The following is a 13,213-nucleotide window of genomic DNA, read 5'->3' as shown; positions in this document are numbered from 1 at the left end:
ATTTTTCGAAATGACAGGGCCTTTCTACGATTGCGCGCACCCCTGGCCCCAGGCCGGTTTTCCAACTCTTCGGAGCGCGTGTCCATGCCCTTCATCGTCTATATCTTCAGCCTCAGCGCCTTTGCCCTGGGGCTTGCCGAATTCGTGCCCATCGGCCTCACCGACGTCATCGCCCAAGACCTGGGCCTCAAGCTCGAGCAGGCCGGTGGCACGGTCACCCTGTATGCCCTGGGCGCGACCTGCGCCGCACCGATCCTCACGGCCCTGACCGCAAGCTGGCCGCGCAAGCGGGTGATGCTCGGCACCGTGCTGGTGTTCTGCGCCGGGAGCCTGGGCGCCGCCCTCGCCAGCAGCCTGTGGGCGCTGTTGGCGGCGCGGTTCGTCGCGGGCATGGGCCACGGCCTGTTCCTGGCCGTGGCTTCCAGCACCGCCGCGCGCCTGGCCGGACCGAAGCGGGCCGGGCGTGCGGTGGCGGTGGTGTTCTCGGGGTTCACCCTGGCCATGGCCATTGGCGTGCCCATCAGTACCTACCTCGGCGGCCTGTGGTCCTGGCGGCCGGTGCTGGGGGCGATTGCCGGGTTCGGTGCATTGGGTTTCCTCGGGCTGCTGGGCATGGTCGAGCCGGCCAGGACCCCAGGGGAGGCCGCTGGCGAATCCGTGGTCCAGGCACTTCGGGCATTGCTGCATCCAGCCTTGCTGGTGGCGGCCCTGGTCACCGTGCTGGGGTATGCCGGCTCGTTCAGCGCCTATACCTACATCGCGCCGCTGTTGACCGGGGTGACCCAGGTCAGCATCGCCACGGTTGGCCTGTTCATGCTCGGTTATGGCGTGCTCGCCGCAGTCGGCAACCTGTTGGGAGGACGGCTGGCCGATCGCCTGGGTGTCGACCGGGCCAGCTTCATGGTGCTCGCCGGCATCGCCGGGTGCGGGCTGGGATTCTGGGGGCTGGCGCATTCGGCCCTGGGCATGGCGCTCTGCGTGGCCTTGCTGGGGCTGTTCACCTACGCCGCGGTGCCGGCCTTGCAGGCTCGGTTGATCGGCATCGCCGAGCGGCATGCACCCCATGCCCATGCAGTGGCGGCCGGGCTCAATATCGCCGGTTTCAACCTGGGAATCGCCCTGGTAGCGTGGCTGGGGGGCGTTACCCTGGGTTCGCTGGGCATTGCCCACATGGGCCTGGCCGGGGCGGGACTGGCATCAGCCGGGCTGGTGCTGCTGGGGTGGCTGGTGGCCGTCGCGCCGGGACGCACCGTAGCCCGTACCAGCCGTTCGCAGTGCTGAAGGGCTAGTGGTCGCCTGGCCAGGGCCTGGGCTGCCGCTCTCGTTCCGCGACGCCCTGGCGCCACCGGGCCGGGGTCTGGCCTAGTTGGGTCTTGAACAGCCGCGCGAAGTAGCTGACGTTTTCGTAGCCGACTTCGTAGGCGATCGCCTTGACCGACATGTCGCTTGCCAGCAGCAGTTTCTTGGCCTTGTCGACCCGCACCCGTTGCAGGCCGGCGGCTTCCTGGCGCCCTGAGGTCCGCCTGGACGCAAGCTGGCGTCGCGATTGCCATGTGCCAGCATCTTGTGGCTGGCAAAAACCTGCTTATATGATTCCAGCCCCATACCGCAGGCCGCTTCGGCAGGCGGTCCAGCAAGGCACTACAGGGATGTTCAACGCATGAAAAGCAGGTTCGACGCTGCGCACAAGACCGGCCGCCTGGGCCGGGCACTGACGGCCCTGGCCCTGGCCACCGCAGCCCTCGCGGCGCCATTGGCCGGCTATGCCAAGGATCCCTTGATCCCGCCTGGCGCGGTGCTGGCGCTGATCAACAACGTCCAGATCGATGACCAGGTCGAAACCTTCGAACTGGAAGATGGCGTGGTGTCCAACTTCTGGTATGGCCGCGAGATCGACCTGGGCGGCAAGCACTACTACGCGACGTTCTCCTGGTTCACCCGCGATCGCGCGGCCCGTGAGGGTGAAGACTTCATCGCCCCGGAGGTCAAGGTGCGGCTGGCGGACGCGACCTTCGAACTGGCTCGCCCGGGTCAGAAACAGCCTTACGATATTCGCAGCATCGAACGCAAGATCGGCTTCTTCGGCGCCCGCGAGCAGCCCGAGGAAGTGGACACCAGCCGCCAGGCCCTGGAGTACCGCACCAACGATGGCCGCCTGGTGCTGGCGGTGCCCACGGCCACCTTCGACAGCGGCTACGGCATCAGTGGTTATGCCGTGTTCGTGTTCAACCCGAACAAGACCCCGGACCAGGACGGCTGGGTCTGGAGCTACCTGGGCCAGGTCTTCAGCGGCGAGGACAACTCGGCGGCCTGCGACGACGGCACGGTGATCCCCTGCATCGCCAACCAGGGCGAGCTGAATTTCGTGGCGGCCCAAGGACCCATGCCGCGCTTGCTGGTCAAGTTCAGCGGCACCACCTCTGCGGGTGACACCCAGACCCGCAAGATGAGTGATGCCGATGACGTCAGCTACGTCTTCGACGGCAAGCAGGTGCAGTACGTTCGCCAGTGATCGACGCGAGCACCTGGAGTTGAGGGCCACTGGGAGGTAATCGGTTTGCAGCGGTTGGATATCGATTTGAGTGCGGTGGGCAGTTCGGCCGAACTGCACATCCTGCTGCGCGACGCCCTGGGGTTTCCCGCTTGGTACGGCTGCAACTGGGATGCGTTCTGGGACGCGATCACCGGGCTGGTGGAGATGCCACGGCAATTGTCGTTCCACGGCGGGTCGACATTGAGCCAGCGCTTGCCCGACGATGCGCGGTTGCTGGCCCAGTGCCTGGAGCGCATGCGCGCTGAGTACCCGCAGTGGGCGCCGCAGGTGAAATGGCTTTGAAAGGGCGATTTACTAATCCGTGTCCTTGCTCTATAAATCGGCCTTGCGGCGCGCACCACTGCGCGCCATCTGCCGATGACAGGAGGAAGCTATGTCACCGTTAAACGTGAAAGCCTGACGATTTGCCCCACCCCCTCGCTTGAACATCTCGAGACACGCTGGTCCCAGCGCTGGCTCGAAGAAGGCACCTACGCCTTCGACCGCAATGCCCCACGGGACGCGGTCTATTCCATCGACACACCGCCACCCACGGCCTCCGGCTCGCTGCACGTCGGCCATGTGTTCAGCTACACCCACACCGATATCATCGCCCGCTTCCAGCGCATGTGCGGCAAGACTGTGTTCTATCCCATGGGTTGGGATGACAACGGCCTGCCCACCGAACGGCGCGTGGAGAACTACTACGGCGTGCGCTGTGACCCGGATGCCACATACCAACCGCAGTTCCAGCCGCCGGCCACGGTAGCCCGGCGCCGCAGCGAGTATCTCGCGATCAGCCGGCGCAATTTCGTCGAGCTGTGCCATCGCCTGACCGCCATCGATGAGCAGGCCTTTCGCAACCTGTTCGTGCAGCTGGGGTTGTCGGTGGACTGGGGGCTGACCTACGCCACCATCGATGAGCGGGCGCAGCGGGTCAGCCAGCGCGCGCTCTTGCGCAACTACCAGCGTGGCGAGCTCTACAGCCAGCAGGCGCCATGCCTGTGGGACGTGACCTTCCAGACCGCCGTGGCCCAGGCCGAGCTTGAGGATCGCGAGCAGCCGGGAGCCTGGCACGACCTGGTGTTCCGGGGCGACGGGGGCCAGGCGCTGCGCATCGCCACCACGCGTCCGGAGTTGCTGGCGGCCTGCGTGGCGCTGGTGGCGCACCCCGACGATCCACGCTACCAGGGGCAGTTCGGGCAGGCGTTGCGCTCGCCGCTGTTCGAGGTGCCGGTGCCGTTGCTCGCCCACCCGCTGGCCGATCCGCAGAAGGGCACGGGGCTGGCGATGGTCTGCACCTTCGGCGACCTGACGGACGTGCTCTGGTGGCGTGAATTGCAGCTGCCGACCCGTTGCATCATCGGCCGCGACGGTCGCTTGCTGGCGCAGGCGCCTGGGTGGCTGGCCGATCCCGCCGGACGCCAGGCCTATGCCGCACTGGCCGGTTGCAGCCTGGCCCAGGCACGCCAGCGGTTGTTGCCGCTGCTGCACGGGTGCGGCGGCCTGCTCGGCGAGCCACGGCCGATCCGCCATGCCGTGAAGTTCTTCGAGAAAGGTGACCAGCCGCTGGAGATCGTCGCCACCCGCCAGTGGTACTTGCGCAATGGCGGGCGTGATGCCGAGCTGCGCCAGCAACTGCTGGAGCGTGGCCGCGCCCTGGCCTGGCATCCGCCATTCATGCGCAGCCGCTATGAGCATTGGGTTGGCGGTCTCAATGGCGACTGGCTGATCAGCCGGCAACGGATCTTCGGCGTGCCCCTGCCGTTCTGGTACCCCCTGGATGCCCATGGCGAACCGGACCATGACCGGCCGATCGCCGCCAGCGAAGACTCGCTGCCGGTGGACCCGACCCTGGACACCCCGCCGGGTTACGAGCCGGACCAGCGCGGCCAGCCCCATGGTTTCATCGGCGAGCGGGACATCATGGATACCTGGGCCACCAGCTCCCTGAGCCCGCAGATTGCCGCGGGCTGGGAGGAGGGCGATGGCCTGTTCGAGCAGGTCTTTCCCATGGACCTGCGGCCCCAGGGCCACGACATCATCCGCACCTGGCTGTTCTCGACCCTGGTTCGCAGTCACTTCGAGCAGGCCGCCGTGCCCTGGCACCATGTGGCGCTGTCGGGCTGGATCCTCGATCCGGACCGCAAGAAGATGTCCAAGTCCCGGGGCAATGTGGTCACCCCCCTGGCGCTGCTGGAGCAGTACGGCAGCGACGCGGTGCGCTACTGGGCGGCCCTGGGGCGGCCGGGCAGCGATACCGCCTTCGAAGAGCAGCAGATGAAGATCGGCCGGCGCCTGGCGCTCAAGCTGTTCAATGTCTCGAAGCTGGTGTTCGGCTTGCCCGGCGACCTCGCCGGGCCGGTGTCCCAGGCGCTGGACCAGGCCATGCTGCAACGCCTGGGAAGTGTCGCCGGCCAGGCCCGGCAGGCATTGGAAAGCTACGACTACAGTGCTGCCCTGGTACGCATCGAGGGATTCTTCTGGTGGTTCTGCGATGACTACGTCGAGCTGGTCAAGCGCCGCGCCTATCGGTCCGAAGGGCACTCGGCGCGTAACGCCCTGGCCCGAGCCTTGAGCAGCCTGCAGCGGCTGTTCGCGCCGTTCCTGCCTTTCGTTTGCGAAGAGGTCTGGCGTTGCTGGCAGCCGGGTTCGGTGCACCGTGCGTCCTGGCCTGAAACCTGTGCGGTCGAGGCTGATGTGGAGTCGTTGCTGGAGGCGGTCAGTGCGACGCTGGCGGCGATCCGCAAGGCCAAGTCCGATGCCCGGCAATCGATGAAGGCGCCGGTGGCGCGGGTCGAGCTGGTGGACCAGGCGCCGTCCCTGGAGCGTTTGCAGGAGGCCCGCCAGGACCTGCTGGAAGCGGGCCAGGTGGCGCACTTGCTGTTCATCGAAGGCCCCGAGCGGCAGGTACGGGTCTGGTTGCAGGCTTGACCATGCAGCGCATCCCGCCCGCCGACGCGAATCTGCGTCGGCGGGCGGTTTATTTTCCCCGGTCGATGCTGCCACTATGTTCGCCCGTATCAGTGCCTGCCAAGGGAAGCTTCAGTGAATATCCAAGACAACCCGCAAGACTACAGGGACCTCAAGCGCGCCGTGGGCCTCTTGGAGTCGCCATCGTTGACGGCACGCCTGTCGGGCTTGCTGGGCTCGCCCATCGAGAGTGCGGTCAAGGCCTTGCCGGCGGTGGTGTCGCAGAAGATCAACGGCGCGGTGGTGGCCGCACTGCACAGTTCCGCCGATGCGGCCTTGTGGAGCCTGGACAACCAGCCGAAGAAACAGGCCTCGCCGCGCTTGCACAAGTTGTATGCGGCCGCGTCGGGGGCCTTGGGGGGCGCCTTCGGTTTTGCTTCGCTGTTCGTCGAGCTGCCGGTGTCCACCACCATCATGATGCGCTCGGTGGCCGATGTGGCGCGCAGCGAGGGGTTCGACCTGACGGACTTCGCCACCAAGCAGGCGTGCATCGAGGTGTTCGCCATGGGCGGCAACAGCGAGGCCGACGATGCCAGCGAAACCGGTTACTACCTGACCCGCAGCTTCACCACCCAGGCCATGCAGCAACTCTCCAAGGAACTGGCCGCCATCGCCGCCAAGCAGGGCTCCAGTGCCATCAGCCGGATGTCGCCGGGGCAGGCGGGCAAGTGGCTGGCGGTGCTGATCGAAAAGGTCGCGGCGCGCTATGGCGTGACCATCTCCAGCAAGTTCGCGGCCCAGGCCGTGCCGGTGATCGGGGCCGTCACCGGAGCCACCATCAATACCCTGTTCACCGACTTCTACCAGGACATGGCCCGTGGGCATTTCATCGTCAAGCGCCTGGAGCAGCAATACGGTTTCGAGCCGATCAAGGCGGCCTATGCCGAGGTCAAGGGCAAGCGGTTGGTGGGCTGAGGCCCAGGTGTTGCTGGTGGTGGAACCCTGGCATGGAAGATTCGACCGATGGACATGTGCAAGCGGCGCCCGCTGTGGCGGCGCTCATTGAGGCCTGGCGCCGCCCTGAGAGGGACAGGGGCGCCGCTATCCAGTGGGAAGAGGTCCGTGGGGCTGTCGCTAGCGCCACTCAAGACCCTACGGTTACTGCCCGGCTGCCAGCCGCTGTATCGAGCGGACTCCGGCCTGCATTTTCTCCACGGCCGAGGCATTGGCTGAGTGCACCTTGATCCGTGGCGGGCGAAAACCCTGCAAGGCCACGGCTTCCTCGATCCACAGGATCACGTCGTAGCCAGTGCCGCGTTCGTCGTCGCCCAGGTCGTGGTCGAGGCTGATTTCACTGACGCCACCGGCCTTGAGCAAGGCAATGACTTCGTCCGGCCAGTAGGTCCGCCCCCAGCCTTCGGGCGTCTGGCGTTCATCGTCGAGGTAGATTTTCATCGGGCAGGGGTGTCTCGGCTGGTTTCAGGTAGGGGGCGTTGCGTTGACGTGCAGTACCAGGCTCAAGCAGTCATCGCCGAAAGCAGATACATGGCCCTGGCACCGGTCGATGAAGAACATCGCTTCCGGGGGTGTTTCCTGGGGCATCGAAAAGTGTGTCCAAAGGCGGTTCTTGGTGGCCTGGGTAAAATGGATGTACAGGCTGTCCCCTTCGATGCGAATACTGTCCTGGTGTCCACCGCAGTGCAGGATCAGGCTGACGAGTTGCGCAGGTTCGGGCTCCAGGGCAAAAGCCTGACGGCAGTCTTTGCGAATGGCGCGGGCTATGGCATTGAACTCGCCAGGACTGCCATAGAGATGCAGCTCCTGGTCGATCAGTCTGGTGAACACGGCAAGCATCCTTGGAGGGGGCGGGTTTTATAGCGGTTCCAGGTCACGCAAGCCAAGGGTATTTGCAGCCTATGCAGGGTGGCACCGTGCGGTGGATCGGTGTAGAAGCATCCCGGGGCAACGCCCCAGTCTTTGATCGAAACCACTGCCAGGAAGGTCTGCCTTGTCCAACGCCAATCCCATAACCCACGTCGCTTTCGAAGCGGACCAGCTCTGTCTCGGCTGGGCCGATGGCTTGCTGCTGCGCCAATCCCTCGGGCGTTATGGCCGCTTGCAGGAAGCCTCGGCGCAGCAGCGCCAGGCCTGGCGGATTGCGCCCCAGGGCAGCTCGGTGCTGTGGCCCGGGTTGGGTGAGCAGGGGCTGGTGATCGAGGGTGCCGACTGGATCTGGGAGCATGTGTGCGAGCAGTCCATGGCGCGCCTGCAGGCGCTGGATTGGGACCTGGAGCGTCTGCCTGAACGGGACCAGGCCATCGTCGCCCTGTGGCGCCTGGAGGCAGATGGCTACAACGGTGGTTTCCTGCAGTTCTTCTGCAACTGGGGCGAGCGCAGCTACCAGTTGGTCCTGGACGCACTCCAGGCGTTGGGTGCGACCCGGGCCAGGGCGGTGGTAGAACGCCAGCGGCAGACGATCGGCGATCTGCAGGCCCATCCGCCGTTGGAGCGCCTGTGGGATATTCCCGAGCGGCTCAGCGATGAGCAGCATGAGCTGATCGGTGGCGAACTGGACGAGCAATTGTGGACGGCGCTGGAAGAAGTGCCGGCACTGGCGGCCAGCCATTTCTACCCGCCGGCCTGCGAATGAGTGCGGTAGTGGCCCAGGACGATGGGCTGCAATTGTCCATCGTCGCCAAGGAGGGCAGCGTCTGTCCGTTGCTTGACGTTGGCCTGCGGGGCAGCGGCTTCCAGGCCCATGTTCGTATCGTCCACGAACCCCTGGAGGGCTGTGTCGGGTTGGCCGAGTTTTTTCTGCAAGCGGCGCAAGCGTTGCCTGAGGAGCCGTTGCAATGGCGCTCGGCGTGCCTTGACCTGGCCTTGCAAGTGACGGCCGGCGCCGACTGGCAGCCGTTGCTGATGCTCAAGGTCAGCCTGTGGTCGACCGCGGATGACGCCAGCGACTGGCACGTCAACGCCTCGCTGCTGCTCAGCCCGGAGCGACTGCGAAGGTTCGCCGGGGAGGTCCTGGCCGAGATGTCGGTGCCCATGCTCTAATGCCGCGCTTTTTCCCCCGGCAAACGGATTTTCCCATGGCTGAACCGCGTATCCGCGCCCTGGCGCTTTGTGTCTTCCATCACCAGGGCAAGATCCTGGTCCATCAGTTCGACGACCCCCATGAGCAGCAGACGGTGTTCCGCCCGGTGGGTGGCGGCATCGAGTTCGGCGAGCGCAGCGACCAGGCCATCCGCCGCGAGGTGGAGGAAGAGCTCGGCCTGTCCATCAGCCAGCTGCGCCTGCTGGGTACCCTGGAAAACCTGTTCACCTACCTGGGCCAGCCCGGGCACGAAATCGTCCAGGTGTATGACGCACGCTTCGACGATGCCAGTGTCTACTCCCGTGGCCAGTTGCACGGCGAGGAAACCGACGGCATGGGCTTCACCGTCAGCTGGCACGACAGTTCGAGCTTCGGCCCGCAAGCGCCCCTGGTGCCCCAGGGGCTGGAGCAGTTGCTCAAGCAGGCCGGCTTGCTCGACTGAGTGCAGCGAGGCCGCGAAAGGCCCTGCCGGATGCCATTGTCCGACAGGGCCAAGGGCCTAGAAGTCCCAGCGGGTGCTGAGCATGAAGTTGCGCGGTTCACCGTAGGCGGCCGAGTTATAGAAACCGACGTTGGTGTAGTAGGACTTGTCGAAGATATTGTTGACGTTCAGGGTCGCCGACAGGCTGTCGGTGATCTGGTAGCGGGTCATCAGGTCCACCAGCCAGTAGGATGACTGGGTGATGTCCTGGTTGCGGTCCAGCGGCTTGTTGTAGATCGAGTACCAGCCTTTGCTCTGCCACCGCAGGCCGCCGCCGACGGTCAACTTGTCCAGGTCGCCCTTGAGCTTGTAGGTGGTGTACAGGTTGACCTGGTCCTCGGGTTCGAAGGTGGAGAGCTTGTCGCCTTTATCATCGCGCACCACCTTGTGGGTGTAGCCGGCCTGGACCTGCCAGCCCGGGCTCAACTCACCCGAAATCTCCGCCTCGTAGCCCTTGGTGACCGCCTTGGATCCCTTGTAGGCATAGTTGCTCGGGGTGGGGGTCAGGTTGTTGTAGGCGTCGTCGGAGATCGGCCGGTTGTTCTCGCGAATCTCGAAGTAGGCCAGGCTGCTGTTCAACCGGCCTTCGAAGAATTCTCCCTTCAGGCCCAGCTCGTAGTTCTGGCCTTCATCCGGCTCCAAAAGCTTCTGGTCCCGGTCCTTGTTGAAGCTCTCCTGGGGCATGAAGATATCGGTGTAGCTGGCGTATGCCGAGAAGTTCTCGTTGAGGTCATAGATGATCCCGGCATAGGGGACGAAGCGCCCGCTTTCCCGGTACGACGGGGTCAGGCCGGTCTGGTGATAGTTGACCACGCGCCCGCCGAGGATGACGTTCAGGTCGTCCAACAGGTTCAGGCGGGTGGTCAGGTAGGCGCCAGTCTGGCGCGTGGTGTCGTCGGTAATCTGCGCCGGAGCCTGCCAGATGGGGCGGGAAAGGTGGCCCTTCCAGTTGTAGAAATCCACCTTGTTGCCCTGGGGCCAGACCGGCGCCCAGTAACCTTTGCCTTGCCAGCGTGACGTGCTGATGGAACCGCCCAGCACCAGCTCGTGGTCGCGCCCGAACAGGCTGAACGGCCCGCTGGCATAGAGATCGGCGGAGGTGCTCTTGGTTTCGCCGGTGTACTTCTGGCCGTTGATTTCGGCGCTGCCATCGGCCTGGGGCTGGTCGAACTGGATCGAGCCCAGCTCGGCATGGTAGCTGTTGATCTTGTGGTCCAGTTGCAGCTTGGTGACCCAGCCATCGCCCAGGTCATGTTCGAGCATGGCGAAGGCGGTGCGGGTGTACTGCTCCCAGGCGCTCCAGGTCGTACCGTTGTTGTAGGAGCGCGACATCTTGTTGATGCTGCCGTTGGAATTGACCAGCGGGAAGGTGCCGGACCAGCTGGAGCCCTTGGGAATGTTGTCCTGCATGTCGGCGCCCACGGTCAGCATCGTATCCGGGGACAGGTCGAACTCGAGGATGCCGTAGTAGGTTTCGGTCTTGCGCGAGTAGTGGTCCAAGAACGATTGCTTATCCTGGTAGGCAGCAACGGCACGACCACGGACATTGCCGCTGTCGGTCAACGGGCCGCTGACATCCACCTCGCTGCGATAGTTGTCCCAGGAGCCCGCGCCCAGGGTGGCGTGCCCCTTGAATTCGGCGGTGGGTTTCTTGCGCACCAGGTTGATGGTGGCGCCGAGCGAGCCGGCGCCGGTCAGCAGGCCGGTGGCGCCCTTGAGCACTTCGACCCGGTCGTAGATCGCCATGTCGCTCAGGGTGTTGCCTGCCGAGTAGGCGACATTGCGCGAGGTGGAGGGAATGCCGTCGTACTGGAAGTTGTTGATCGAGAAACCGCGGGCGTAGTAGTTGGTCCGGTCGGTGTCGTAGGCCGATACGGTGATGCCCGGGGTGTGGCGCATCACGTCGTCGACGTTGTTAAGGTTGAAATCCTCCATGTGCTGGCGGGTGATGACGCTCACCGATTGCGGGGTCTGGCGGGGGCTCAACACCAGCCGGGTGGCGGTGGCCAGGGTGCCAGGGGTGTAGGAGCCGGAGCCCTCGGTCACGGTGCCCAATTGGTTGCTGATGATCTGGGTCGCACCCAGTTCCACGCTCTTCTCCACCGCGGGCAGGCGGGTCAGCAGGACGGCATTGAGGCCATTGCGCTCGAAGCCCAGGCCGGTGCCCTCCAGCACCTTGGCCAGTGCCTGTTCGGCGCTCAGCCTGCCGCTGACTCCAGGGGACTGGATGCCTTGGGCCATCGGCGATGAATAGGCAATCTGCAACCCGCTCTGGGTGCTCAGTTGGTCCAGGGCCTCGGCCAGGGGTTGCCTGGCGATGGAGAAACTATGCAGGTCCGACTCTTGCCTGCTGGGGGCGCTGGCGGGCTCGACTGCCGCTGCGTGCCCGCAGGCCAGGCAGATGGCTAGCGCCAGGATGCTGCGGGCGGGGATGTGGGATGAGAAGTGCATGGAAGTCCCGTACGAAATAGGAATGATTTGCAAAAGCAAACACCCTGACGGGTTGTCCCGGACAAAGCCGTAAAACTTTTTTCTCGCCTGCCTTGGGTGTGTCAGCGGAGCACCAGGATGCCACCTGGCAGGCGGGTCAGCTCGGTGGCCGTGACCTTGCTCAAGGCCTGGACGACCGCTTGCGGATCGTCGAGCCGGTAGTTGCCGCTGACCTGCTGCTGGGCGGCGGCATCGTTGAACAACAGGATCGGTGCCCGGTAGTAGCGCCGCAACTCCTCCAGCACCTGGGCCAGCGGCATGTCCTGGAACGACAAGCGACCGTTGAGCCAGGCCATCTGCCGTTCACTGCCTTGCAGGTGCAAGGCCTGCAGGTGCCGGTCTTCCAGCCGTTGCCAGTTGCCGGCCTGCAACAGGCTCTGTTCGCCGTCGTCGCTGGCCAGGCGCACCCGGCCTTCACGCACCGCCACCGTGACTGCCTCGTCATGACGATTGACGCTGAAGCGCGTGCCGACCACGGTGACCGTGGCTTCGCCGGCGTCGATGACCATGGGTCGGGAAGGATCGTGAAAGGCTTCGACATAGAGCTCGCCGCGCAGCAGGCGGATGCGCCTGTGCTCGCCGTCGAACGTGGTGCTGATAGCGCTATGGCTACCCAGGACGACATGGGAGCCGTCGGCCAGGTCGAATGCTTGCACCTGGCCCACTCCGGCCAGGTGATCGGCTTGCAAACGCATTGGCAAGTCGCTGATCCAGCCCGCGCCGAGCATCAGCAACAAGGCTGCAGCCGCCGCCAGCCAGCGGCCAGTGGCGGGTTTGCGGCGTACCGGGAGCGGCGCGGGAGGTAGTTCCAGATCCAGCGCCAGATGCTCCAGGGCCTGCTCGAAGGCGGTGGATTCCCATAGTGCTTGCAAGGCTTCATAGGCCGCAGCGTGTCGTGGGTCGGCGTTGCACCATTGTTCGAAGCGTTGGCGCAGCAGTGGGTTGCCAGCCACCGCCTCGCGCTGGGCGAACCAGTCGCTGGCCTGTTCTCGCACCGCATCGCAGGGCAGGGCGTTGCTTGGGTGTTCAGTCATCGGGGTCGTGCCGGTCGGTGGCCTTGAGGCAGGCGTTGAGTGCATGGCGCAGGTCCTTTTCCACCGTGCTCAGGGAGACCTGCAGGCGCTGGGCGATCTCGCCTTGGGAAAGGCCGTGCAGTTTATGCAAAACCAGGATTTGTTGCTGGCGCTTGGGCAGGGTGGCCAGTACCTGCTGCAGCAATTGCAGTTGCTGCTGGCCCTGTACGTGGCTATCGGGGCCCGGCGCGGCGGTCGGAACCTGGTTGACCTGGCGATCGTCGCCCAGCTGGTATTCGAAACGGCGCTTGCTGCGCTGGTTGCGCAGATGATCGAAAGCCAGGTACTGGGCCGTCTGGTAGAGAAACGGTTGCAGATGCTCGATGGGGCGGCTGTTCATGGCCTTGGCCACCCGCAGGTAGGCTTCCTGGGCCAGGTCTTCGGCCAGGCTGGAACAGCCGACCACGCGCGACAGCATGCGGATCAATGCACCGCGCTGGGCGACGAACAGCGTGCTGAGTCGTTGTTGGTTGTCTCCGGTCACCATCGCCCATGGTCCTTGCTACGCCGATGCGGTACCAGCGTGAATGGGCGGCTATTTTAATGAGAATCCGTATCATTACCAGTGGCTAATCCAGTCATGCTCAAGGTTTTTGCCGTGCTGGCATCCCGTGGTTGGCGCTGGG

The 13,213-nt window shown here is 64.9% G+C and carries 13 protein-coding genes and 1 pseudogene; 8 read left to right on the top strand and 6 right to left on the bottom strand.

The window, feature by feature from the left end; translation table 11 throughout:
- Positions 1-84: 84 nt before the first annotated feature.
- Positions 85-1,281 (top strand): MFS transporter, encoded by a 1,197-nt coding sequence (locus tag CAG11_RS12765; protein ID WP_085596615.1) that lies wholly within the window; start codon positions 85-87, stop codon positions 1,279-1,281.
- Between the two features lie 4 nt (positions 1,282-1,285).
- Here the strand turns inward: CAG11_RS12765 and CAG11_RS12760 are convergent.
- Positions 1,286-1,510: pseudogene (locus CAG11_RS12760) on the bottom strand (helix-turn-helix domain-containing protein); the annotation flags it as partial.
- A 150-nt stretch (positions 1,511-1,660) separates the two neighbouring features.
- Between CAG11_RS12760 and CAG11_RS12755 the strand changes: the two are divergent.
- The 4 genes from CAG11_RS12755 to CAG11_RS12740 all read left to right on the top strand — a co-directional run bounded on the left by CAG11_RS12755 (position 1,661) and on the right by CAG11_RS12740 (position 6,421).
- Positions 1,661-2,512, top strand: a complete 852-nt coding sequence (locus CAG11_RS12755) for a hypothetical protein (RefSeq protein WP_085596613.1) — start codon at positions 1,661-1,663, stop codon at positions 2,510-2,512.
- Between the two features lie 45 nt (positions 2,513-2,557).
- On the top strand, positions 2,558-2,836 hold the full coding sequence (locus CAG11_RS12750; protein WP_219738284.1) for a barstar family protein: 279 nt from the start codon (positions 2,558-2,560) through the stop codon (positions 2,834-2,836).
- A gap of 75 nt (positions 2,837-2,911) precedes the next feature.
- The gene (valS, locus tag CAG11_RS12745) at positions 2,912-5,467 is read left to right on the top strand and encodes a valine--tRNA ligase (RefSeq protein ID WP_085596611.1); all 2,556 of its coding nucleotides are present in this window, start codon (positions 2,912-2,914) and stop codon (positions 5,465-5,467) included.
- Positions 5,468-5,581: 114 nt separating this feature from the next.
- Positions 5,582-6,421 carry an EcsC family protein gene (locus CAG11_RS12740; protein ID WP_085596610.1) on the top strand — a complete coding sequence of 280 codons (840 nt, stop codon included), beginning with the start codon at positions 5,582-5,584 and terminating at the stop codon, positions 6,419-6,421.
- A 183-nt stretch (positions 6,422-6,604) separates the two neighbouring features.
- On the opposite strand, the gene CAG11_RS12735 is transcribed toward CAG11_RS12740, so the two are convergent.
- Both CAG11_RS12735 and CAG11_RS12730 read right to left on the bottom strand, forming a co-directional pair.
- Positions 6,605-6,901 (bottom strand): cyclic-phosphate processing receiver domain-containing protein, encoded by a 297-nt coding sequence (locus CAG11_RS12735; RefSeq protein ID WP_085596609.1) that lies wholly within the window; start codon positions 6,899-6,901, stop codon positions 6,605-6,607.
- Positions 6,902-6,925: 24 nt separating this feature from the next.
- Positions 6,926-7,291, bottom strand: a complete 366-nt coding sequence (locus CAG11_RS12730) for a hypothetical protein (RefSeq protein ID WP_085653199.1) — start codon at positions 7,289-7,291, stop codon at positions 6,926-6,928.
- A 163-nt stretch (positions 7,292-7,454) separates the two neighbouring features.
- Between CAG11_RS12730 and CAG11_RS12725 the strand changes: the two genes are divergently transcribed.
- Genes CAG11_RS12725 through CAG11_RS12715 form a run of 3 tightly spaced genes read left to right on the top strand, consistent with a single transcriptional unit; the run spans position 7,455 to position 8,985 of the window.
- Complete coding sequence (locus CAG11_RS12725) at positions 7,455-8,096, top strand: DUF4375 domain-containing protein (RefSeq protein ID WP_085596607.1); 642 nt, start codon at positions 7,455-7,457, stop codon at positions 8,094-8,096.
- A gap of 8 nt (positions 8,097-8,104) precedes the next feature.
- Entirely contained in the window at positions 8,105-8,503 is a 399-nt protein-coding gene (locus tag CAG11_RS12720; RefSeq protein ID WP_085596606.1) for a hypothetical protein, read from the top strand.
- A gap of 35 nt (positions 8,504-8,538) precedes the next feature.
- On the top strand, positions 8,539-8,985 hold the full coding sequence (locus CAG11_RS12715; RefSeq protein ID WP_103323919.1) for an NUDIX hydrolase: 447 nt from the start codon (positions 8,539-8,541) through the stop codon (positions 8,983-8,985).
- Between the two features lie 57 nt (positions 8,986-9,042).
- On the opposite strand, the gene CAG11_RS12710 is transcribed toward CAG11_RS12715, so the two are convergent.
- From CAG11_RS12710 to CAG11_RS12700, 3 genes are all read right to left on the bottom strand, one after another.
- Positions 9,043-11,475 carry a TonB-dependent siderophore receptor gene (locus CAG11_RS12710; RefSeq protein ID WP_177409112.1) on the bottom strand — a complete coding sequence of 811 codons (2,433 nt, stop codon included), beginning with the start codon at positions 11,473-11,475 and terminating at the stop codon, positions 9,043-9,045.
- A 101-nt stretch (positions 11,476-11,576) separates the two neighbouring features.
- Positions 11,577-12,548: a FecR domain-containing protein gene (locus CAG11_RS12705; RefSeq protein WP_085596603.1), complete on the bottom strand. Its 972-nt coding sequence runs from the start codon at positions 12,546-12,548 to the stop codon at positions 11,577-11,579.
- Positions 12,541-13,074 (bottom strand): RNA polymerase sigma factor, encoded by a 534-nt coding sequence (locus CAG11_RS12700; protein ID WP_085596602.1) that lies wholly within the window; start codon positions 13,072-13,074, stop codon positions 12,541-12,543. Before CAG11_RS12700 ends, CAG11_RS12705 begins: the two co-directional genes overlap by 8 nt.
- Positions 13,075-13,213: the final 139 nt, after the last annotated feature.

Source organism: Pseudomonas sp. B6(2017), assembly GCF_002112765.1.
Classification (GTDB): Bacteria; Pseudomonadota; Gammaproteobacteria; order Pseudomonadales; family Pseudomonadaceae; genus Aquipseudomonas; species Aquipseudomonas piscis.
Note: the sequence above shows the minus strand (reverse complement) of the source record. Positions and strands in the feature narration are given on the sequence as shown.